At 61.5% G+C, this 21,597-nt stretch carries 23 protein-coding genes and 1 pseudogene; 12 read left to right on the plus strand and 12 right to left on the minus strand.

Annotated elements, in window-relative coordinates:
* The first annotated feature begins 61 nt into the window (after nucleotides 1-61).
* Together ACOCLD_RS00060 and ACOCLD_RS00065 are read left to right on the plus strand one after the other, a co-directional pair.
* Nucleotides 62-1,471: a peptidoglycan DD-metalloendopeptidase family protein gene (locus ACOCLD_RS00060; protein ID WP_422910368.1), complete on the plus strand. Its 1,410-nt coding sequence runs from the start codon at nucleotides 62-64 to the stop codon at nucleotides 1,469-1,471.
* Nucleotides 1,472-1,474: 3 nt separating this feature from the next.
* Nucleotides 1,475-2,566 carry an anhydro-N-acetylmuramic acid kinase gene (locus tag ACOCLD_RS00065; protein WP_422910369.1) on the plus strand — a complete coding sequence of 364 codons (1,092 nt, stop codon included), beginning with the start codon at nucleotides 1,475-1,477 and terminating at the stop codon, nucleotides 2,564-2,566.
* A gap of 72 nt (nucleotides 2,567-2,638) precedes the next feature.
* On the opposite strand, the gene erpA is transcribed toward ACOCLD_RS00065, so the two are convergent.
* The 4 genes from erpA to argC all read right to left on the minus strand — a co-directional run bounded on the left by erpA (nucleotide 2,639) and on the right by argC (nucleotide 5,251).
* Nucleotides 2,639-2,989 (minus strand): iron-sulfur cluster insertion protein ErpA, encoded by a 351-nt coding sequence (erpA, locus tag ACOCLD_RS00070; RefSeq protein ID WP_233685231.1) that lies wholly within the window; start codon nucleotides 2,987-2,989, stop codon nucleotides 2,639-2,641.
* Nucleotides 2,990-3,065: 76 nt separating this feature from the next.
* On the minus strand, nucleotides 3,066-3,476 hold the full coding sequence (locus ACOCLD_RS00075) for a bactofilin family protein (protein WP_422910370.1): 411 nt from the start codon (nucleotides 3,474-3,476) through the stop codon (nucleotides 3,066-3,068).
* Nucleotides 3,477-3,485: 9 nt separating this feature from the next.
* Nucleotides 3,486-4,217 (minus strand): DUF6776 family protein, encoded by a 732-nt coding sequence (locus ACOCLD_RS00080; RefSeq protein ID WP_422910371.1) that lies wholly within the window; start codon nucleotides 4,215-4,217, stop codon nucleotides 3,486-3,488.
* Nucleotides 4,217-5,251, minus strand: coding sequence for an N-acetyl-gamma-glutamyl-phosphate reductase (gene argC / locus ACOCLD_RS00085; protein ID WP_233685234.1), 1,035 nt, complete (start codon nucleotides 5,249-5,251; stop codon nucleotides 4,217-4,219). Before argC ends, ACOCLD_RS00080 begins: the two co-directional genes overlap by 1 nt.
* A gap of 136 nt (nucleotides 5,252-5,387) precedes the next feature.
* Between argC and hemJ the strand changes: the two genes are divergently transcribed.
* The 5 genes from hemJ to ACOCLD_RS00110 all read left to right on the plus strand — a co-directional run bounded on the left by hemJ (nucleotide 5,388) and on the right by ACOCLD_RS00110 (nucleotide 9,966).
* Nucleotides 5,388-5,816, plus strand: a complete 429-nt coding sequence (gene hemJ / locus ACOCLD_RS00090) for a protoporphyrinogen oxidase HemJ (RefSeq protein WP_233685235.1) — start codon at nucleotides 5,388-5,390, stop codon at nucleotides 5,814-5,816.
* A gap of 21 nt (nucleotides 5,817-5,837) precedes the next feature.
* Nucleotides 5,838-6,800, plus strand: coding sequence for an NAD(P)H-dependent flavin oxidoreductase (locus tag ACOCLD_RS00095; RefSeq protein ID WP_422910372.1), 963 nt, complete (start codon nucleotides 5,838-5,840; stop codon nucleotides 6,798-6,800).
* Entirely contained in the window at nucleotides 6,797-8,062 is a 1,266-nt protein-coding gene (locus tag ACOCLD_RS00100; protein WP_422910373.1) for an alanine racemase, read from the plus strand. Before ACOCLD_RS00095 ends, ACOCLD_RS00100 begins: the two co-directional genes overlap by 4 nt.
* Before the next feature lie 108 nt (nucleotides 8,063-8,170).
* Entirely contained in the window at nucleotides 8,171-9,118 is a 948-nt protein-coding gene (locus ACOCLD_RS00105; RefSeq protein ID WP_422910374.1) for a DUF805 domain-containing protein, read from the plus strand.
* A 53-nt stretch (nucleotides 9,119-9,171) separates the two neighbouring features.
* Nucleotides 9,172-9,966 (plus strand): SDR family NAD(P)-dependent oxidoreductase, encoded by a 795-nt coding sequence (locus tag ACOCLD_RS00110; protein ID WP_422910375.1) that lies wholly within the window; start codon nucleotides 9,172-9,174, stop codon nucleotides 9,964-9,966.
* Here ACOCLD_RS00110 and ACOCLD_RS00115 read toward each other — a convergent pair whose 3' ends face one another.
* The gene (locus tag ACOCLD_RS00115) at nucleotides 9,967-11,448 is read right to left on the minus strand and encodes an AAA family ATPase (RefSeq protein WP_422910376.1); all 1,482 of its coding nucleotides are present in this window, start codon (nucleotides 11,446-11,448) and stop codon (nucleotides 9,967-9,969) included.
* A gap of 55 nt (nucleotides 11,449-11,503) precedes the next feature.
* On the opposite strand from ACOCLD_RS00115, the gene ACOCLD_RS00120 reads away from it, so the two are divergent.
* The 3 genes from ACOCLD_RS00120 (at nucleotide 11,504) to coq7 (ending at nucleotide 13,400) form a co-directional block, all read left to right on the plus strand.
* Complete coding sequence (locus tag ACOCLD_RS00120; protein WP_422910377.1) at nucleotides 11,504-11,842, plus strand: histidine triad nucleotide-binding protein; 339 nt, start codon at nucleotides 11,504-11,506, stop codon at nucleotides 11,840-11,842.
* Entirely contained in the window at nucleotides 11,827-12,660 is an 834-nt protein-coding gene (locus ACOCLD_RS00125; protein ID WP_422910378.1) for a formylglycine-generating enzyme family protein, read from the plus strand. Before ACOCLD_RS00120 ends, ACOCLD_RS00125 begins: the two co-directional genes overlap by 16 nt.
* Before the next feature lie 92 nt (nucleotides 12,661-12,752).
* Complete coding sequence (gene coq7 / locus ACOCLD_RS00130; RefSeq protein ID WP_422910379.1) at nucleotides 12,753-13,400, plus strand: 2-polyprenyl-3-methyl-6-methoxy-1,4-benzoquinone monooxygenase; 648 nt, start codon at nucleotides 12,753-12,755, stop codon at nucleotides 13,398-13,400.
* Between the two features lie 65 nt (nucleotides 13,401-13,465).
* Here coq7 and ACOCLD_RS00135 read toward each other — a convergent pair whose 3' ends face one another.
* Nucleotides 13,466-13,891 carry an OsmC family protein gene (locus tag ACOCLD_RS00135; protein ID WP_233685244.1) on the minus strand — a complete coding sequence of 142 codons (426 nt, stop codon included), beginning with the start codon at nucleotides 13,889-13,891 and terminating at the stop codon, nucleotides 13,466-13,468.
* A 236-nt stretch (nucleotides 13,892-14,127) separates the two neighbouring features.
* Here ACOCLD_RS00135 and crp point away from each other — a divergent pair, with 236 nt between their 5' ends.
* Nucleotides 14,128-14,772 carry a cAMP-activated global transcriptional regulator CRP gene (crp, locus tag ACOCLD_RS00140; protein ID WP_108488573.1) on the plus strand — a complete coding sequence of 215 codons (645 nt, stop codon included), beginning with the start codon at nucleotides 14,128-14,130 and terminating at the stop codon, nucleotides 14,770-14,772.
* A 62-nt stretch (nucleotides 14,773-14,834) separates the two neighbouring features.
* On the opposite strand, the gene trpC is transcribed toward crp, so the two are convergent.
* The 6 genes and pseudogenes from trpC to rpe form a co-directional block, all read right to left on the minus strand.
* Nucleotides 14,835-15,671, minus strand: a complete 837-nt coding sequence (gene trpC / locus ACOCLD_RS00145; RefSeq protein WP_422910380.1) for an indole-3-glycerol phosphate synthase TrpC — start codon at nucleotides 15,669-15,671, stop codon at nucleotides 14,835-14,837.
* Nucleotides 15,668-16,717 (minus strand): anthranilate phosphoribosyltransferase, encoded by a 1,050-nt coding sequence (gene trpD / locus ACOCLD_RS00150; RefSeq protein WP_422910381.1) that lies wholly within the window; start codon nucleotides 16,715-16,717, stop codon nucleotides 15,668-15,670. The genes trpC and trpD overlap by 4 nt, the downstream gene beginning before the upstream one ends.
* Nucleotides 16,717-17,310 carry an aminodeoxychorismate/anthranilate synthase component II gene (locus ACOCLD_RS00155; RefSeq protein ID WP_257779333.1) on the minus strand — a complete coding sequence of 198 codons (594 nt, stop codon included), beginning with the start codon at nucleotides 17,308-17,310 and terminating at the stop codon, nucleotides 16,717-16,719. Before ACOCLD_RS00155 ends, trpD begins: the two co-directional genes overlap by 1 nt.
* Before the next feature lie 11 nt (nucleotides 17,311-17,321).
* The gene (gene trpE / locus ACOCLD_RS00160; protein WP_422910382.1) at nucleotides 17,322-18,815 is read right to left on the minus strand and encodes an anthranilate synthase component I; all 1,494 of its coding nucleotides are present in this window, start codon (nucleotides 18,813-18,815) and stop codon (nucleotides 17,322-17,324) included.
* Nucleotides 18,816-18,883: 68 nt separating this feature from the next.
* Nucleotides 18,884-19,749 (minus strand): annotated as a pseudogene (locus ACOCLD_RS00165) (phosphoglycolate phosphatase).
* Complete coding sequence (rpe, locus tag ACOCLD_RS00170; RefSeq protein ID WP_422910383.1) at nucleotides 19,746-20,420, minus strand: ribulose-phosphate 3-epimerase; 675 nt, start codon at nucleotides 20,418-20,420, stop codon at nucleotides 19,746-19,748. The pseudogene ACOCLD_RS00165 and the gene rpe overlap by 4 nt, the downstream one beginning before the upstream one ends.
* A gap of 136 nt (nucleotides 20,421-20,556) precedes the next feature.
* On the opposite strand from rpe, the gene ACOCLD_RS00175 reads away from it, so the two are divergent.
* Nucleotides 20,557-21,582 carry an alpha/beta hydrolase family protein gene (locus ACOCLD_RS00175; protein WP_422910384.1) on the plus strand — a complete coding sequence of 342 codons (1,026 nt, stop codon included), beginning with the start codon at nucleotides 20,557-20,559 and terminating at the stop codon, nucleotides 21,580-21,582.
* The last annotated feature ends 15 nt before the right edge of the window (nucleotides 21,583-21,597 follow it).

The following is a 21,597-nucleotide window of genomic DNA, read 5'->3' on the forward strand; positions in this document are numbered from 1 at the left end:
CATATTCATCATTTTGTTTATCTATTTTTCTTTTCATCTTTTCAAAGTCAAAAAGCCGCCTATGACCTCTACAACTAAAGCGCCGCCTCTGTATCCGAAAAGCCATATTCTGGCAGCCAGCGGCGTCGCCGCCCTGCTGAGCCTAGCCCTCCTGGTTTTTCCCACCCGCGAAGTAGAAGCTAAAAAGACCTTTATAAACCTTGAGCTGGACAATGGTGCCGAGTATTCCGAGCAGCAGAATGACCCCGAGTCAGCCAATTCACTGAGCCTCGCCCCGAACGAGTCGCCTTTCGCCAGCAACGCAACAGACGCACGCAAAGATGAGCAGCAGGCCAGTCAAGCTGAAGAGCCTCAAGAAACCGATCCGCTACACCGCATTGTCCGCGTTGAAAATGGCGATACGCTGTCCACGGTGTTTGCCAAGGTCGGCCTGAGCGCCACTACCCTGCACGCCGTGCTCAACAGCAGTAAAGAAGCCAAGCAACTGACACGCCTTAAGGTGGGCCAAGCTCTGGAGTTCAACCTGAGTGCTGACGGCCAGCTGGAAAGCCTGCACAGCAAACTCAGCGACCTGGAAAGCATTGCTCTGACCAAGAGCGAAAAGGGCTTCAGCTTCAAGCGCGAACTGGTCAACCCTGAAATCCAGACTACCTACACCCACGGCGTGATCAAAAGCTCGCTGTTTCTCTCGGCCAAACGCGCCGGCCTGTCGCACAGCCTGACCATGGACCTGGCTAACGTATTCGGCTACGACATCGACTTCGCCATGGATATTCGTGAAGGTGACGAGTTCGAGCTGATTTACGAGAAGAAAGTGGTCAATGGCAAGCAGGTTGGTACTGGCAACATTCTCTCCGCACGTTTCACCAACCGCGGCAAGACTTACACCGCCGTGCGTTACACCAACAAACAAGGCAACAGCAGCTACTACAACGCCAATGGCGAGAGCATGCGCAAAGCCTTTATCCGCACTCCAGTGGACTTCGCCCGGATCAGCTCACGCTTCTCCACAGGCCGTCGTCACCCAGTACTGAACAAGATTCGCGCTCATAAGGGTGTGGACTACGCTGCGCCACGTGGCACACCGATCAAGGCGGCCGGCGACGGGCGCATCACCCTGGCCGGCCGGCATGGCGGTTACGGCAATGCGGTGATCATCCAGCACGGCCAGCGCTACCGCACCCTGTACGCCCACATGAACGGCTTTGCCAAAGGCATTCGCAGCGGCACTAACGTCAAGCAAGGGCAGATCATCGGTTATATCGGCACTACCGGTTTGTCCACAGGACCGCACCTGCACTATGAATTCCAGGTCAACGGTGTGCATGTCGACCCACTGAGCCAGAAACTACCGATGGCCGACCCGATTGCCAGCAGCGAGAAAGCACGCTTTATGCAGCTGAGCAAACCTCTGATGGCACAAATGGACAAAGAAAAGTCCACCATGCTCGCCCTCAACAATCAGCGCTGAACCATGCCTCTCTACCTGGGCGTGATGTCCGGCACCAGCCTCGACGGGCTGGACATTGCGCTGATTGAGCAGACCGATACGACCCAGCTGCTCGGCACCCACTACCTGCCGATGCCCGACGCGCTGCGCAGCGACCTACTCAGCCTGTGCGCCCCTGGTGCAGATGAGCTAGCCCGCGCGGCTGTCGCCGAGCAGCAGTGGGCGCACCTCGCCGCGCAGGGCATCAACAACCTACTCAAGCAACACGGCATCGCCGCGCAGCGTATTCGCGCCATCGGCAGCCATGGCCAGACCGTACGCCATGAGCCTGCGCGAGGGTTTACTGTGCAGATCGGCAACCCGGCATTGCTGGCCGAGCTAACCGGCATCTGCGTAGTCAGTGATTTTCGCCGCCGGGATGTGGCTGCTGGCGGCCAGGGCGCCCCGCTGGTTCCGGCCTTTCATCAGGCCTTGTTTGCAAGCCCAAAGAGTATCTGCGCGATTCTCAATATCGGCGGCTTCAGCAATCTCAGCCTGCTGGAGCCTGAGCGTCCAGTATATGGCTTCGACTGCGGGCCGGGCAACGCACTGCTGGATGCCTGGATACAACGCCATCAAGGCGTAGCCTATGACCATAACGGAGAGTGGGCCGCCAGTGGCCAGGTGCAGCCGCACCTGCTGCAGACGCTACTGAGCAACCCTTACTTCCAGACTGAAGGCCCGAAGAGCACAGGCCGTGAGCTGTTCAACCTGGACTGGCTGGATCAACAACTGCAAACCCTGCCAGCCTTGGCCGCAGTGGACGTGCAGGCCACCCTGCTGGAGCTGACGGCGATCAGCATCACCGAGTCGCTCAAAGCCGCCCAACAGAATACCGAGCGGCTGCTGGTCTGCGGCGGCGGCGCGCACAATCACAGGCTGATGCAGCGCCTGGCCCAGCTGCTGCCGCAGTGCCAGGTCAGCAGCACCGATGAACAAGGCGTGCCCGCCGACTGGGTAGAAGCTATGGCCTTTGCCTGGCTGGCGCATTGTTGCCTGGAAGGTATTCCGGGCAACCGTCCCAGCGTCACGGGCGCACGCGGCCTGCGGGTTCTCGGTGCGATCTACCCCGCCTGATCGCAGCACAACCCAACAGCAAGAAACGACAACGCCGTGCTCAAGGCACGGCGTTGCAGTGAACCACCTGAATCAGATCGAGAACGAAGAACCGCAACCGCAAGTAGTGGTGGCGTTGGGGTTCTTGATGACAAACCGCGACCCTTCCAGCCCTTCCTGATAATCGACTTCAGCGCCTGCCAGGTACTGGAAGCTCATCGGATCAACCACCAGACTCACGCCTTCGCGCTCGATAATGGTGTCATCCTCGGCAACCTCTTCATCGAAGGTAAAACCATACTGGAAGCCGGAACAGCCGCCTCCCGTTACAAACACGCGCAACTTCAAGCGCGGGTTGCCTTCTTCATCGACCAGGCTCTTCACCTTGTTCGCCGCACCCTGCGTAAATTGCATCGCACTGGGGGTGAAGGTTTCGACGCTCATGCTGATTAACTCCCGGCGCTAAGCGCCATACTGCGTTCTGAGCGGCATTATCCGCTTACCCTAGAAAAGCGGTCAACTATTGTGCGGCATCCTGCGGTTGCGGCAGCTCCAGCGGTCGCGCCTCGTCCTGCAAGCGGCACAGGCGCCCTTCGATTTGCGCCCCCATGGCCATTTCCATCAGGGCGTAGTAGAGATTGCCGCGCACCCGCGCACGCGAACCGAGTTCCAGATGCGTGCTGGCGTGGACGTCGCCGATGACCTCACCGTCGATCACGATGTGGGGGGCGCGGATCTCACCTTCAACCCGGCCCTGCACACTGACGCGCACCATGCCTTCACTGGCCAGCAGATTGCCATGCACCTGACCGTCGACCTGTACTGCACCCTGAAATCGCAGATCACCATGCAACTCGGCGCCTACCGCGATCAGACTGGTCTTGCCGGCGAAACGCTGCACGTCAGGGCGCGCCTTGTCTTTATTCCACATAAGGAACAGTTACTCCTCGTTGTTCCACTTGAACGTGCGCAGCAGCGGCTTTTCGCCCTGCACTTCGGCACGCACCTTGATTTCGCGCGGGGTGAAACCCTCAGGTAACTTCAACTCGGCAAAGCGCCCGGCCTCGGGGATGGCCTGAAAGTGCTTGAAGGCAAAGGCAATCGCTTGCCCAGGCAGCGCGTCTGGCAAGCCTGCAGTCAGCGCCGCCAGCTCAAGCGTGACATCCTGCTCACCCTGTTTGCCCACTATAGAGACCTGCAGCTGACCTTCCAGCGGCGTTTCGCCTTTCCCTACGCGGCTCAGGAGTATCTTGTAGCGGAAATGCTCGGGTCTGTCCGTGGCTTGCAGCTCAAAGGTCTTGATCCGTAGTCCTTCGCGGCGACTGGCCGGAGCCAGTACGCCCTTGTAGAACGCCAGGTCCTGCTGCTGCTTGTAGATTTGCTCCTCCAGCAGCTTGATGCTCAGACGGCTTTGCTCATTGGCCTGCTGACTAACCTTCTCGGCGCTGCTGAGCACCACCAGACGCTGGCGCAACTCGTCCACCTCACGCAGCAACTGCTCATCGCGTACTGCCACGCTCGCCGGCTCCACCTGCACAGCGGGCTGGCGCTGCTGTTGCCAAAAGCTCCCGGCATAAAAGGCCAGCGGGATACACAGCACCAGCAGCACGACGAACACGCGCACGCGCCGCGCGCGCGCCGGGTCGTGCAGGCGAACCTCCCAGCCCGCCATCAGGGCAGCAAGGCTGCGTGCGACAGCCCCAGGCGTTCATCGAGGCCGAAGAGGATATTCATGTTCTGCACGGCCTGACCGGAAGCACCTTTGACCAGGTTGTCGATCACCGAGAGCACCACCACCAGGTCGCCATCCTGCGGACGGTGCACGGCGATCCGGCAGACGTTGGCCCCGCGCACGCTGCGGGTTTCCGGGTGGCTACCGGCCGGCATCACATCGACGAAAGGCTCGTTGGCATAGCGCTGTTCGAACAACGCCTGCAGATCCACCGAACGATCGACTACGGTGGTGTACAGAGTGGCGTGAATACCGCGAATCATTGGCGTCAGATGTGGCACAAAGGTCAGGCCGACATCCTTACCCGCCGCCCGCCGCAAGCCCTGGCGAATTTCCGGCAGATGGCGATGACCCTTCACGCCATAGGCTTTCATGCTTTCGCCGGCTTCGCTGAACAGCGAGCCGACGCTGGCACCACGGCCGGCGCCGCTGACACCCGACTTACAGTCAGCGATCACTTGCGTGGTATCGGCAAGGCCGGCTTCCAGCAGCGGAATCAGCGCCAGTTGCGCGGCCGTCGGGTAACAGCCCGGCACAGCGATCAGGCGCGCCTGTTTGATGGCTTCGCGATTGACTTCGGGCAGGCCGTAGACTGCCTCAGGCAGCAGATCCGGCGCACCGTGGGGCTGGCCGTACCATTTGGCCCATTCATCGGCATCCTGCAGGCGGAAGTCGGCCGACAGGTCGATCACCTTGGTGCCAGCGGCGAGCAACTCGCCGGCCAGTGCATGGGCGACGCCATGTGGCGTGGCGAAGAACACCACATCACAGGCACCCAGGGTGGCCACGTCCGGCACGCTGAAGGCCAGGCTGTCGTAATGACCGCGCAGGTTCGGGTACATCTCGTCGACACGCATGCCGGCCTCGGAGCGCGAGGTGATGACCTCGACCTGTGCCTGCGGGTGCTGCGCCAGCAAACGCAACAGCTCGACACCGGTGTACCCCGTGCCGCCGACGATTCCGACCTTGATCATCACTTGCCCCTCTGCAATACCACCATTGGAAAGCTGCCGATGATACGGCCGCTTCGGCCAGGGGCCAACCGCCAGTGATGACGGCGGCAGTCATGCCCACTACTATCGGGGCACTTTTCAGCAACGAGTTCGGACAATGCTCTATCTGTGGCTCAAGGCCCTGCACATCATCGCCATGGTCTGCTGGTTCGCCGGCCTGTTCTACCTGCCGCGCCTGTTCGTCTACCACGCCATGAGCACGGACGAGATCAGTCGCGAGCGGTTCTGCATCATGGAGCGCAAGCTGTATCGCGGCATCATGTGGCCGTCACTGATTCTTACCGTTGGCCTGGGCTTGTGGCTGATCAGCCTTAACCCGAGCTACTACTTCAGCCAGGGCTGGATGCACGCCAAGCTGAGCCTGGTGGCCCTGCTGGTGATCTACCAGTTTATGTGTGGCGCCCAACTCAAGGCCTTTGCCCGGGGCGAAAACCAGCGCAGCCATGTGTTCTACCGCTGGTTCAATGAAGCGCCCGTGCTGGCCCTGCTGGGCATTGTCATTCTGGTCGTGGTTCGCCCCTTCTAATTCCATCAAGAGGATTACTGCATGTCGCTGCCTGCCCTGCTCGAACAACGCCTGCGCCTGCCCGTCGTCGCCGCACCGATGTTTCTGGTGTCCAACCCGCAACTGGTGCTGGCCTGCTGCAACAATGGCATCGTCGGTAGCTTCCCGGCCCTCAACCAGCGTGAGAGCAGTGGCTTCAAAGACTGGCTGGAAGAGATCGAGGCCGGCCGCAGCGACACCGCGGCGCCCTATGCGGTCAACCTGATCGTGCATGGCAGCAACCCGCGCCTGCAGGCGGATCTGGCAATCTGCGTCGAGCAGCGCGTACCGATTGTGATCACCAGCCTGGGCGCGGTGAAGGAAGTGGTGGATGCCGTGCACAGCTATAGCGGCCTGGTGTTCCACGACGTGACCACCCGCCGGCATGCCGAGAAAGCCGCCGAAGCAGGGGTCGATGGGCTGATTGCAGTCGCCGCCGGCGCCGGCGGACATGCCGGGACCTGGAGCCCGTTTGCGCTGATCGCCGAGATCCGTCAATTCTTCGATAAAACCCTGCTGCTCGCCGGCTGCCTCAACCAGGGCCACGAGATACTCGCTGCGCAATTGCTCGGTGCCGACCTGGCCTACCTCGGCACCCGCCTGATCGCCACCCAGGAAAACGCCGCCTCGCCCGCCTACAAGCAGATGATCCTCGACGCCAAAGCCGCCGACATCATCCACACCCCGGCAGTCTCTGGCGTGCCGGCGAGCTTTATGCGCCAGAGCCTGGAGCTGGCCGGTTACGACCTCAAGCAGCTGCAGAACAAGGGCGAGGTCAACTACGGCGAGAAACTCAAACCGATGGATGAAGAAGCCAAAGCCTGGAAAACCGTGTGGTCGGCCGGCCAGGGTGTCGGCAATATCCGCGACCTGCCGAGCGTCGAGCAGTTGATCACCCGCCTCGACAACGAATACCGCGCGGCCCTCACGAGCAGCCAGCAACTGCAACAACGCTGGGCGCGATGAAGCGACGCAACCTGCTCGGCCTCGGCGCACTCGGGCTGCTGGCCGGCTGGGCACTGCGCCCGAGCGACCTTGGTCAGCCGCACGCGCCCTACTTCGCCGCGCTTAACCAGCTGTTGCGCCGTGAGGGCGGCGGCATTCCCCTGTTAGTGGTTGACCTGGCGCGCCTGGACCAGAATGCCGAGCGGCTCGCCAACCAGCTCGGCAACCAGTTGCCGTTGCGTCTGGTGGCCAAGTCCCTGGCCTCTATCGGCCTGCTGGAATACCTGGCCAAGAAGCTCGGTACGCAGCGCTTTATGGTGTTTCACCAGCCGCAGATCAATCAGCTCGCGGTGAACTTCCCCCAGGCCGACCTGCTGCTCGGCAAGCCCTTGCCCGCGGCGGCGGCACTGAGTTTCTACCAGCAACTGCCACAAGGCAGCGATTTTGTCCCGGCCAGGCAGCTGACCTGGCTGATCGACAGCCAAACGCGCCTGCAGGAATACGCCGCCCTGGCCAATGCCCTTAACCAGCCGCTGCAAATTGCCTTCGAGATCGACATCGGCCTGGCGCGCGGCGGTTTTGCCACACCAGAAGCACTCGGCAATGCACTCAACTGGCTGCGCGGCACTCCGAATCTGCTGCGCATCCGCGGCCTGATGGGCTATGACGCACACCTGGCCCATACGCCCCTCTGGGTCAATCAAGACATGGCCTTCGCCCAGAGCACAGCGCGCTACCAGGCCTTTATTGCCAGTGCTGCCACCTTTAGCGAGCTGTGGCCGGCGCAACCGCTGCTCAATGGTGCCGGCAGCCTGACCTATGCCCTGCACACGCGCCTCGCCACACCGCTGAATGAGGTGGCGGTGGGCTCGGCACTGCTCAAACCCAGCGACTTCGACAGTCCCTTGCTCGGCGACCTGCTGGCAGCCTTGTGGATCGCCAGCCCGGTACTCAAGGCACTGCCTGGGCAGTTGCCGTTTCTCGACTCGGCACAGCCGTTACTGCAACGCTGGGATCGTAACCGTCAGCAGACGTACTACCTGTATGGCGGACAGTGGCCAGCCACTCCGGTTTCACCGGCCGGGCTCAGCTATGACGCGCTGTATGGCCGCAGTGCCAACCAGGAGCGGCTGATCGGCTCCCTCGGCACAGGCTTGCAGGTCGATGACTGGGTATTCCTGCGCCCGCAACGCTCGGAGGGGCTGTTCGAGCTGTTCAACCAGCTCGTGCTGCTGCGCAATGGCCGCCTGGTCGGCAGCTGGGCGGCGCACGGCGGAGCGTGAAGCACCTCCAGAGATGCGCATCTTTGCCGGCAAGGCGGCTTGTTTACTGGCCTGCAGGCCGGCTAGTCTGTAGCGCAACTCCATCCTGGCACCGACAAGGACGCCAACATGACCCAAGCCCGCTACAAGATTGTCTTCAACGGCGAGTTGATGCCAGACGCCAGCCTGGAAGCCACCCAGGAAAACCTCGCCCGGCTATTCAAGAGTGACCTGACGCGCATCCACTCGCTGTTTATCGGCAAAACCGTCGATATCAAACGCGACCTCAGCGAGAACGAGGCGGATCAGTACCTCAAGGCCCTGCAAAGCGCCGGCGCCAAGGTGCGCAAGGAGCAGGACTTCGCCGCCAGCCTGAGCCTGGTGGAAACCGATGATCACCGCGCCCCCGATAGCGAACCAGCCAGTAACGTCCCGATGACCTGCCCCAAATGCGGGCATCAGCAAGCCAAAGCCATCGAGTGCTCGGCATGCGGCATCGTTATCGAGAAATTTATCGCCCGCCAGACCATGCTCGCGGAAAACCCGCCAGAAATGGTCAGTCCTGCGTCCAGTAGCCCCTATGCCACGCCCAAAGCCACTGTGGCGGAAAGCCTGCCCGAATTTGGCGAGCTGAAGGTGATCGGTATCGAAGGACGGATCGGCCGTTTGCGCTACCTGGCCTGGTCACTGGTCCTGATACTGGCCTGTATGCCTGTGTTCGGCATCGCCGCGGGCTTCTTTGCCGCGTCGGAAATACTCGGCGGCCTGCTGATGGTTATCGCCGGTATCGCCGTTGCCGTGATCAGCATCATGTTCGGGGTGAAGCGCCTGCACGATATCGGCTGGTCAGGCTGGTTACTGCTGATCACCCTGGTGCCGGTGGTTGGCGGCGTGTTCTCGCTGCTGATGTTCATCATCCCCGGTAGCACTGAGGCTAACCGCTTCGGCCCACCGCCACCGCCCAACAGCACGGTGGTGAAAGTCCTTGCCTTGCTGTGGATCGCCCTGATCATCGTCGGCATCCTCGCGGCCATCGCCCTGCCCGCCTATATGGGCTATGCAGACGCTGCCGCCTAAGACGCAACCTTGCACGGTGCGAGGGGTCGAAAGGCCCCTTCCCGGAGAATCCTATGACCAGTTATGCGCTTATCACCGGAGCTTCCAGCGGTATTGGCCTGGCATTGGCCGAAGCCCTGGCCCGGCGTGGCCGCAACCTGATTCTGGTGGCGCGCCAGCGCGATGCGCTGGAAAGCATTGCCTGCGAGCTAACCCAGCGTTTTTCCGTAGAGGTGCTGTTCCGCGTCTGCGACCTCAGCCAGCCGCTGCAGGTCAGTGGCTTGCTGCATGAGCTGGAGCAAGGCGAGCGCAGTATCGATCTGCTGGTGAACAACGCCGGCATCGGCACCTCGGGCGCTTACGTGGCTCAGGACTGGGCACGCGAACAGCAACTGATCGAACTGAATATCCTGGCCCTGGCGCGCCTGTGTCATGCCATCGGCACCATCATGGCCGGCCAGGGCAGCGGGCAGATTCTTAACGTCGCCTCGGTCGCCGGCTTTCAGCCAGGGCCGGGCATGAGCAACTACTACGCCAGCAAAGCCTATGTGCTGCACTTCTCCGAAGGCCTGCGCGAGGAGTTGAAAGCCGACGGTGTGAAAGTCTCCGTGCTCTGCCCAGGCCCCACTCGCAGTGCGTTCTTCCGCAGCGCCAGCATGGACGTCAAAGCCCTGCAAGGCAGCAAACTGATGATGAGCTGCGAAGAAGTGGCACTGATCACGGTTAAAGCCCTGGAGAAGAATCGCGCGATCATCATCCCGGGCTGGCGCAACCGCATGCTCGCCCTCAGCCCGCGCCTGGCACCGCGCTGGCTGGTCCGACGGATCAGCGCACGACTGAATCGCCAGTTCGGCAAGCCGGCAGCCTAGCTAGCCGGCATTAACCGTACGGCCGTCCGCCCAGGCGCGCAGGGCAGCAAGGTCTTCAGCCATCACCACCGACAGCGGCGCGGTGCCTTGAATGCTCTGCAGCAGCAATGCCTGGTTGACCGTTTGTTGCTGCGCTTGCGCGGCATACAGGGCGCTGACCACCGCCTGCTCAATCTCCGCGCCAGAAAAGCCATCGCAAGCGGCGGCCAATTGGGCCAGATCAAACTCCGTCACCTCCAGCTCACGCCGCGCCAGGTGAATACGGAAGATTTCGGCCCGCACTGCCACGTCCGGCAAGTCGACAAAGAACAGCTCATCGAAGCGCCCCTTGCGCATCAGTTCCGGCGGTAGCCGGGAAATCGCGTTGGCTGTGGCCACCATAAATACCGGCGCCTTGCGCTCGGCCATCCAGGTCAGCAAGGTGCCGAGTACGCGCTGACTGACGCCACCATCATGGTCACCACTAGCCAGGCCCTTCTCGATCTCGTCCATCCACAGCACACAGGGCGCCATCTGCTCAGCCAGCTTGAGCGCTTCACGCAGGTTGCGTTCGGTCTCGCCGAAGAACTTGTTGTACAGGCAGGCAAAATCCAGACGCAGCAGGGGCAAGCCCCACAGGCCGGCGATAGCCTTGGCGGCGAGGCTCTTGCCACCGCCCTGCACCCCAACCAGCAGAACACCCTTGGGTAGATCGACGCCTTTGCCTTCCAGGAAGATGCCCTGCCGCTCACCCAGCCAGCGCTTGAGATTGCTCAGCCCGCCGACCTCGGCGAAACGTGCGGTGTCGTACTCGAAACTCAGCACGCCATCGAGATCGAGCAGCTTGAACTTGGTCTTGTTCAGCTCCGGCAGGTCTTCCTGGGTGATCGCGCCGTCATCGCAGATCACATTACGCGCCAGCGCACGCGCTTCGGCATGGCTGAGACCACGCAGGTTTTTCACCACCTGCTGCAAGGTGCGGTTATCGGTGCGCACCCGAGCATTGCGGTTGCGTGCACTCCAACCGGTAGCCTCGTCACGCACGATGGCCAGCAGCTCTTCTTCGGAAGGCAGCGCCAGACTGAAGCGCGAAGCATAGCGCTGCACCTCGGGCGGTAGTTTGCAGGCATGGGAGACCAGCACCAGCGTCGGTTTGCTGGGTGACTCGCTCATGGCGATTTCCTTGAGCAGACGCACCAGCTTGGGGTTGTCCTCAAGAAACGGATGCAGATCGCACAGTACATAGAGCGTTGGCTGTGTGTCCGCCTTGATCAGGCGCAGTGCGGTTTCCGGCTCCAGGGTAGCGCTGTCGACCGGCTCCTGAATGGAATAGCCCACACGCTGCAACCCCTCGGTTACCGACCACACCTGCAAGCCAAGGCCACGGCGCACGGCGAGACCGGTCAGGGTTTCCAGCACCCGCGGCTCATCCCAGGACTCGATCAGCACCAGCTTGGTCTTGGAGTCCAACACCAGACCCAGATCATGAATATCGTTTTTCACCCACACTCCTTGTCTACTAAACTCGGCCCTCTTTTGAATGGCCTGGGGACTGTCCATGGACTGTCTGTTTTGCAAGATCGTCGCTGGTGAAATACCTGCGCGCAAGCTTTATGAAGATGATCAGGTGGTGGCCTTTCACGATATTGGCCCACAGGCACCGGTGCACTTTCTGGTGATCCCGAAAAAACACATCAGCACCCTCAATGACCTGAGCGCCGCTGACACGCCACTGGCCGGGCATATTCTCTTCACCGCCCAGCGCCTGGCCAAGGAACAGGGCTGCGAGGACGGCTTTCGCGTGGTGATGAACTGCAATGGCCTGGGCGGCCAGACCGTGCACCACATCCATATGCATGTACTCGGACAACGGCAGATGGCATGGCCGCCGGGTTGAGTCGCACCTTACTCGGCGCGCTGAGCCTGCTCACCCTGCTGATTGGCAACTCCGCGCACGCAGACACGCCGGGCAAGGTGTTTAGCGACACCTTGCCCCAAGGCCAGCAAGGCCCGCAGCTGGTTGTGGTGCCGGCTGGGCGCTATCTGCTTGGCGACCACAGTGGCCGCGGCAACCATAACGAACGCCCGCTCACGCCGATCGAAATCAGCCAACCCTTCGCCATCGGGCGCTATGAAGTGACGTTCAGCGACTGGCAGCACTACGCCGAAGCCACCGCCACGCCGATGCCGGATAACGAAGGCTGGGGCTTGTCGGCACAACGACCGGTGATCCATGTGTCCTGGCACCAGGCCCAGGCCTACAGCCAATGGCTGTCGAAAGTCACCGGGCAGCGCTATCGCCTGCCCACCGAAGCCGAATGGGAATATGCCGCCCGCGCCGGCAGCACCAGCTATTACTGGTGGGGTGAGCAACTCGACAGCCCGGAAACGCGACCGCGCGCGCATTGCCGCGGCTGCGCCACCTCGCGACTGATCCAGAGCAAGACCGAGCGCGTCGGCCAGTTTCCGGCCAACGCCTTCGGCCTGTATGACACCGCTGGTAATGTCTGGGAATGGACCGCCTCGCGCTTCGCCAGCCCCTTCGACGGCAGCGAACAACACAGCGCCGGGTTGCTGGATCAAAGCCCGCGCGTGGTACGCGGCGGCGCCTGGAACAGCGGCCCGACCTACCTGCGCAGCAGCCAGCGCGACATGAAGCAGCCACAGCACAAGGACTACGCCCTGGGGTTTCGCGTGCTGCGCGAATTGCCCTGAAACCAACGCGTGCGAGGCTGCGACGAAACGTCAACAGACCTTCTGCCGCGCGTGGAGTAAACTGAACGCCGTCATCATCGCCGGAGGTCCTTATGGCCAGCGAACGTCACTTCTCACCTGTTGATCGCCTGCTGCTGCAAGCCGATGCGGCCCTGCGCACCCTGCTGCCGTTCAGCGGCCAGCCGACACGGCCGTCGCCGGCGATCGTGCAGCCGGAGGCCGAATTGGACGAGCGCCAGGCCCAGCATGTGGCCGGGCTGATGCGCATCAACCATACCGGTGAGGTTTGCGCCCAGGCGCTGTACCAGGGCCAGGCGCTGACCGCCAAGTTGCCGCAAGTACGCCAGGCGATGGAGCATGCCGCCGATGAGGAAATTGACCATCTGGCCTGGTGCGAACAGCGCATTCGTCAGCTGGGCAGCCAGCCAAGCATCCTCAACCCGCTGTTCTACGGCCTATCTTTCGGTGTCGGCGCTGCGGCCGGACTGATCAGCGACAGGGTCAGTCTGGGGTTTGTTGCCGCCACCGAAGATCAGGTGGTCAAACACCTGGACGATCATCTGCAGCAAATTCCACTGGAAGACCAGAAATCCCGGGCGATTCTCGAGCAGATGCGTGTCGATGAAGAGCAGCACGCCTGCAACGCGCTGGGCGCTGGCGGTTTGCGCTTCCCGGCGCCGGTGAAGTTCGGCATGAGCCTGCTGGCCAAGGTCATGACCAGCACCACCTACCGCGTGTAAGGCTGAATCAGCGGCACAAAAAGGGCACCTCGGTGCCCTTTTCCATTGCCGAAGATCGTACCGGGTTACTCGCCCAGTTCGACAATCTCGTAATCATGGGTGATCTCAACGCCGCCGCGGCCCAGCATGATCGAGGCAGAGCAGTACTTTTCGGCCGACAACTCAACCGCACGTTTGACCTGAGCCTCTTTCAACCCACGGCCCTTGACCACGAAATGCAGGTGGATCTTGGTAAACACCTTGGGTTCTTCCGTGGCGCGCTCGGCTTCGAGAAAGGCTTCACAGCTCTCGACCGCCTGGCGGGATTTTTTCAGGATGCTGACGACATCGAAGTTGCTGCAGCCGCCCAGGCCGATCAGCACCATCTCCATCGGGCGCACACCCAGATTACGGCCACCGCTCTCCGGCGGGCCGTCCATCACCACTGCATGGCCGCTGCCCGACTCCCCGATAAACAGGGCTTCACCGGCCCACTGAATACGCGCTTTCATTACCCAGGCTCCGCTGCTAAAAAAGGAAGGCAGCTTAGCACAGCGCTTTTGCCGACCGCTGTGCACACCTGTTACGCACAAGTTCCCTCTGCTTGTGATAGCCAGGTCGCAATTCCACACCTAGTATTGGAGTGTTTGTTAAGCTCGCGACGGATTGCTGGCACACTTGTACGGATAACTATTATTAGAAACGCCAGCCAGACAACGGCTTACTTTTATAAATTCGGGATTCGGGCATGGTTGCTATTACCCTCACACCTAAAATAAAAAATCTCGACAAGCTACTCGCGCACTGTCACCGCCGCCGCTACACCGCAAAGAGCACCATCATCTATGCAGGCGATCGCTGTGAAACGCTGTTCTTCATCGTCAAAGGTTCGGTCACCATCCTGATCGAAGACGATGATGGTCGGGAAATGATCATCGCTTACCTCAATGCCGGGGATTTCTTCGGTGAAATGGGCCTGTTCGAAAAGGACGGCGCCGAAAAAGAACGCAGCGCCTGGGTGCGCGCCAAGACCGAGTGCGAAGTGGCGGAACTGAGCTACGCCAAGTTTCGCGAACTCACCCAGCAGGACCCGGACATTCTCTATGCCCTGGGCAGCCAGATGGCCGAACGCCTGCGCAACACCACGCGCAAGGTCGGCGACCTGGCCTTTCTCGACGTCACCGGCCGCGTTGCGCGCACCCTGCTGGACCTGTGCAAACAACCCGACGCCATGACCCACCCTGACGGCATGCAGATCAAGATCACCCGTCAGGAAATCGGTCGTATCGTCGGCTGCTCGCGCGAGATGGTCGGTCGCGTGCTCAAGGCCCTGGAAGAACAGGGCTTGGTCAGCGTCAAAGGCAAGACCATGGTGGTGTTCGGCACACGCTGAGCCGCCTGCGATAGACATAAAAAAGCCGACGCATGCGTCGGCTTTTTTATGTCGTGGTGCTTTCAGTCCACATCAGGCGCTGCAATTACCCGCTTGCGCTCCGGGAAGAACAGACGCTCCAGCTCAGCCCCTGGATTATCGGCACGCATAAACGCCTCGCCGACCAGGAAGGCATACACCTCGCTGATTTCCATCAGCTCGACATCGGCGCGGTTAAGGATGCCACTCTCGGTCACCACCAGGCGGTCACGGGGAATCCGTGGCAGCAGGTCGAGGGTGGTTTCCAGGCTCAGCTCGAAGGTGTGCAGGTTGCGGTTGTTGATCCCCACCAGCGGCGTATCCAGGGTTTTCAACGCACGCTCCAGCTCATCGCCGTCATGCACTTCCACCAGCACATCGAGATCGAAAGCTTTGGCCGTCGCGGCCAGCTCGGTCATCTGTGCGTCTTCCAGCGCCGAGACGATCAGCAGCACACAGTCTGCGCCCAGGGCGCGGGCTTCGACGATCTGGTACGGGTCAATCATGAAATCCTTGCGAATCACCGGCAGCGAGCACGCCGCGCGGGCGTCTTGCAGGTAGCGATCGGCGCCCTGAAAGAAGTCGATATCGGTCAGTACTGACAGACAGGTAGCACCGCCGGCCTGATAACTCTGGGCAATCTCGGCCGGCACGAAATGCTCACGCAATACGCCCTTGCTCGGTGAGGCCTTTTTGATTTCAGCGATCACTGCCGGCTGCTTACGCTTGGCCTGGCTGATCAGCGCCTCGGCAAAGCCGCGCACCGGGTCGGCGCTGCGGGCTTGCTGCTCCAGCTCGGCCAGCGAAACAACGGCGCGGCGTGCGGCGACTTCTTCAGCCTTGCGCGCGAGAATCTTCTCCAGAACGGTTGGAATACTCACCCGGCATTCTCCTCTTTGAATACAGCGGTAAAGGACACCAACTCCTGCAACTTCTCCCAGGCCAGGCCGGTGTGCAAGGCGTCATGGGCGAGCTGCACACCCTGCTTGAGGCTGCTCGCCAGATCCGCCGCATACAGCGCCGCACCGGCATTCAGGGCAATCATGTCGGCCGCTTTCTGCCCAGCTTCGCTCTTGCGCTTCGTCAGAGCATCGCGAATCAGCGCCAGCGAGGCCTCTGGGCTTTCCACCGCCAGGCCAACCAAACTCTGGCTCTTCAGCCCAAGGTCTTCCGGCAGCACTTCGTATTCGGTGATCTGGCCATCCTTCAGCTCAGCGACATGGGTCGCCGCCGCCAGGCTGAACTCATCCAGCCCATCGCGCGAATGCACCACCAGAATGTGCTGGCTGCCTAGGCGCTTGAGCACCTCGGCGAGCGGCCGGCACAGCGCCTGACTGAACACGCCCACCACCTGGTGCTTGACCCCAGCCGGATTGGTCAGCGGACCGAGCATATTGAAGAGGGTGCGCAGGCCCAGCTCACGGCGTGGCACAGCGGCATACTTCATCGCCGAGTGATGCACTTGGGCAAACATAAAGCCAACACCAACACTCTCGATGCAGCGCGCCACCTGCACAGGGGTCAGGCTCAGGTAGATCCCGGCGGTTTCCAACAGGTCGGCACTGCCACTCTTGCCAGAAACGGCGCGGTTGCCGTGCTTGGCCACCTTGCCACCCGCCGCCGCGACGACAAAGCTCGCTGCGGTGGAGACGTTGAAAATATTCGCGCCATCGCCACCGGTGCCGACCACATCCACCACATGATCGAGGGTCTGCAGGTGCACATGGCTGGCCAGCTCACGCATGACCGAAACGGCACCGACGATCTCGTCGATGGTCTCGCTTTTCATGCGCATGCCCATCAGAAAAGCGCCGATCTGCGCATCCGTGCACTGACCCGTCATGATTTCGCGCATAACGTCCTGCATTTCTTCGGTGCTCAGGTCGAGCTGGTTGACCACTCGGTTGAGGGCTTCCTTGATATTCATCAGCGCTGGCCTCCTTGTTGTTTGAGGAAGTTGGCAAACAGCTCGTGGCCCTGCTCGGTGAGAATCGACTCAGGGTGAAACTGCACGCCCTCAATATGCAGGGTCTTGTGGCGCAGGCCCATGATCTCATCCACCGAGCCGTCCTCATGCTGCGTCCAGGCGGTGACTTCCAGGCAATCCGGCAGGGTTTCGCGTTTGACCACCAGGGAATGGTAGCGGGTCACGGTCAGCGGGTTGTTCAGGCCGGCGAAGACGCCCAGGTCGCGATGGAACACTGGGCTGGTCTTACCGTGCATCACCTGACGGGCGCGGACTACATCGCCACCGAAAGCCTGGCCGATGCTCTGGTGCCCCAGGCATACGCCGAGAATCGGCAGCTTACCGGCAAAGTGCAGGATGGCCTCAATGGACACCCCAGCTTCAGTTGGCGTGCACGGGCCAGGCGAGACAACGATACGCTCGGGCTTAAGCGCCTCGATTTCGGCAATGGATAGCTCGTCATTGCGAATCACGTGGACGTCGGCACCCAGCTCGCCCAGGTACTGCACCACGTTGTAGGTGAAAGAGTCGTAGTTATCGATCATCAAAAGCATGGTGGGACTCCTCAGCGCCTGGACAGGTCAGGAACGGTTTGCTCGGCAAGCGCCACAGCACGGAACATGGCGCGACGCTTGTTCAGCGTCTCCTCCCACTCCAGTGCCGGCACCGAGTCGGCGACGATGCCGGCACCAGCCTGCACGTGTAGCTCGCCATCCTTGATCACCGCGGTACGAATGGCGATGGCGGTGTCCATATTGCCGTTCCACGCCAGGTAACCCACGGCGCCGCCATAGACACCGCGCTTGACCGGTTCCAGCTCATCGATGATTTCCATGGCGCGAATCTTCGGCGCACCGGACAGGGTGCCGGCCGGCAGAATGGCGCGCAGCGCGTCCATTGCAGTGAGGCCTTCCTTCAGTTGGCCGGTGACGTTGGAGACGATGTGCATGACGTTGGAATAACGCTCGATCACCATCTTCTCGGTGAGCTTGACGCTGCCGGTGCTGGCCACACGACCAACATCGTTGCGACCCAGGTCGATCAGCATCAGGTGCTCGGCGACTTCCTTGGCATCGGACAGCAGATCCTCTTCCAGGGCCAGATCAGCCTCTTCATTAGCACCACGCGGGCGCGTGCCAGCAATCGGGCGTACGGTGACCAGACCATCTTCCAGGCGCACCAGCACCTCCGGGGAGCTGCCAACCACATGGAAGTCGCCGAAGTTGAAGAAGTACATATAAGGCGTCGGGTTGATGCAACGCAGCGCGCGGTACAGATCAATCGGCGCGGCCTTGAACGGGATCGACATGCGCTGCGAGATCACCACCTGCATGCAATCGCCCGCCAGGATGTACTCCTTGATCGCCTTGACTGCATTTTCGTAGTCATCGCGCTTGAAGCTGGAAACGAAGTCCGGCTCGGCAGCGGCCGGCGCGGCCAGGTCCACGCCCAGGCGCGGAGTGATCGGCTGACGCAGCTTGTGCAGAATTTCCTGCAGGCGCGCCTGGCCCTGCTCCAGCGCATCGGTCTCGCTCGGATCGACCAGTACGATGGCGTGCATCTTGCCCGCCAGGTTGTCGAACACCACCACTGCATCGGACACCATCAGCAAGATATCCGGCGTACCCAAGGCATCGGGGTTAACACCCTTGGCCAGTTTGGGCTCGACGTAGCGCACGCTGTCATAGCCAAAGTAACCGACCAGCCCACCGTTAAAGCGCGGCAAGCCGGCCAGGGTCGGCACCTTGTAGCGATTTTTGAATTGCTCGACAAAGGCCAGCGGGTCTTCGCAGTGATGACGCTCCACTTCAACACCGTCGACGCTGATGGTCACCTCATGCCCGTAAGCACGCAGCACGGTACGTGCTGGTAAGCCGATGATGGAGTAACGCCCCCATTTCTCGCCGCCCTGCACGGACTCCAGCAGGTAAGTGTTGGCCTGATCGGCCAGTTTCAGATAGATGGACAGCGGGGTGTCGAAATCCACCAGAGTTTCGCAGGCAACAGGAATGCGGTTATAGCCGGCAGCGGCCAAACGCAGAAATTCTTCGCGGGTCATGAACAGCCTCGTGGCTTGAGGTTAAAACGGTCGAGTGCAGACGCGCCGCCGTAGCGGCCAGAATCAGGTCAGAGGCGCCAGCGCCAACGGGCCAGGGCCTTGATGATTTTCATGTCGGTGCTTGCCGACCAGCGCGTGCAGGTGACCACCACGAAACTCTCTTAATTCAGGCGGGATTGAACTCCGGCCACACTAGCGCAGGGCCGGAAGCGAATCAACCCGCAAGCCCCGGCAAAAACGCGGGCTCGGCAGGACGCAGCAGACCGCTCAGGCAATCGAGCACATACGCCGGGTTTTCCTCGGCAATCGGCCGGCCGTGGTTGTAGCCATAACTCAGGGCTACGCACTGCACCTCTGCCGCCTTGGCTGCAAGCACGTCATTGCGGGAATCCCCCACAAACAGCGCCTGAGCAGCCTCAACCCGTGCTAACTGCAGCACATGCAGCAGCGCCGCCGGATCAGGTTTCTGCTGGGGCAGGGTGTCGCCACCAACAATCCAGCGGAAATAGCCGCCCAGGCCTTTCTCATCGAGCAGCGGTGCGACAAAGCGCTCGGGCTTGTTGGTGACAATCGCCATTTCCATCCGCTGTTCGCGCAGCCAGTCCAGCACCGGCCGCACGCCGGGGTAAACCTCGGTCAGTACATGGTTGTCGGCGTAATGCTGCATAAACAGCTCCAGCGCCTGCCCGGTAAGCGCCTCATCGACATGCTCATGTTGCAAGCCACCCGCCAGAGCGCGGCGCACCAATACCCGCGCGCCATTGCCAACCCAGTTGCGCACCTGAACCACACCGGCAGCCGGTCGGCCCAAATCGCGCAAAGTCTTGTCGATGGCTGCGGCCAGATCCGGCACCGAATCCACCAGGGTGCCGTCCAGGTCAAACATCACCAGGCGCGGTAACTCGCCCTGGAACAGCTCGCGCAGCAGACTCATCCGCGAGCCTGAGCCAGTTCAGCGCGCATGGCGTCGATCACCGTTTTGTAGTCCGGCTGATTGAAGATCGCCGAGCCGGCGACAAAGGTGTCGGCACCTGCCGCAGCGATCTCGCGAATGTTCTGCACATTCACCCCGCCGTCGATCTCCAGACGAATCTCGCGGCCAGAGGCATCGATCAGTGCACGGGCTTCCTTGAGCTTTTCCAGGGTATGCGGAATAAATTTCTGCCCGCCAAAACCGGGGTTAACGCTCATCAGCAGGATCATATCGACCTTGTCCATCACGTGCTTGAGCACGTCCAGCGGAGTGGCCGGGTTGAACACCAACCCAGCCTTGCAGCCGCCGTCGCGGATCAGCTGCAGCGAGCGGTCGATATGCAGCGAGGCTTCCGGGTGGAAGGTGATGTAACTGGCACCGGCCTCGATAAAGTCGCCGATGATGCGATCCACCGGCTGCACCATCAGGTGCGCATCAATCGGCGCGGTGATGCCGTACTTACGCAGCGCGGCGCAGACCATCGGGCCAATGGTCAGGTTCGGCACGTAGTGGTTGTCCATCACATCGAAGTGCACGATGTCGGCACCGGCGGCGAGCACCTTGTCCACTTCCTCACCCAGGCGGGCGAAATCGGCAGACAGAATCGACGGAGCAATGGCGAAGGGTTGCATGACGCACCTCGGTGGTATTCACGGAAGGCGCGCATTGTACCAGCCCGATCCAAGGCCTGGCGCGCGCGTGAAGCACCTGACAAACACCGGCAGGAACGGCTAGGCTGCTGAGACCCGATATTCGCTGGAGAGCCCCATGTTTTTGCGCCCTGCCGCACTGGCCTTGAGCCTGCTGTTATCGACCGGTCCACTGCATGCAGAAGAGCCCACACCCGCGCCCGATGCTCCAGGCACAAACGATGCCGCCCCCGCCGAACCCACCACCGAAACGCGCGCACCCTTGCCCGAGCGCAGCGAAGTGGAAGCCACCGCATTGGAGCAACGCCTGGAACAAAAGGAACAGCAGCAACTGAAGGCGGGCGATGAAAGCTTTCTGGCCCTCTGGCTACCGGCCAATGTCGCCGAGCCCAGCGGCGCGGTGATTCTCGTGCCGGGCGATGATGAGAATGCCGACTGGCCGCAGGGCGTTGGCCCACTGCGCCGCAAGCTGCCCGATGGTGGCTGGCACAGCCTCAGCCTGACCCTGCCGGATCCCAGCGGCGATGCGCCGCCCCTGCGCGACGCTACTGCGGAAGCCACCACACCGACTGCAACTGACACGCAGGCCGATACCGACAGTGCACCTGTCGACGAGGCCACACCGACTGAAGCCACAGCCGAAACGGACACAGCTGCAACTGCCGAGAGCACGCCCACTGCGAGCACAACGCCAAGCCCGGAAGAGCGGCAGAAGGCACATGCCGAACGCGTCCTGGCGCGCATTGAGGCCAGTATTGGCTTTGCCGAGCAGCAACAGGCGAAGACCATCGTCCTGCTCGGCCATGGTAGCGGCGCGTACTGGGCCGCGCGTTACCTGGCCGAACGCAAGCCGGCCAAGGTCAGCAACCTGCTGCTGGTCGCCGCCGAACTGCCCGCCGGTTTCACGCCGCCGCTGGATGAACTGATTCCACAACTGCAACTGGCCACAGGTGACTTCTACTACAAGGATCAGGTCGCTGACCGCCAGGCAGCACTGAAGCGCTCACAGGCCAGCAAACGGCAGAAACATCCGGCGTATATCCAGGTAGCCATGAAGGCACTGCCGGGCAATCGCGAAGCCGAACAGGAACAGCTTTATCGGCGGATCAAAGGCTGGCTGAGCCTAAAAGTGCAGGCGAAGTAATCAGCCGCTTAGTGC

This window comes from Pseudomonas cimarronensis (assembly GCF_049331905.1).
GTDB lineage: Bacteria > Pseudomonadota > Gammaproteobacteria > Pseudomonadales > Pseudomonadaceae > Aquipseudomonas.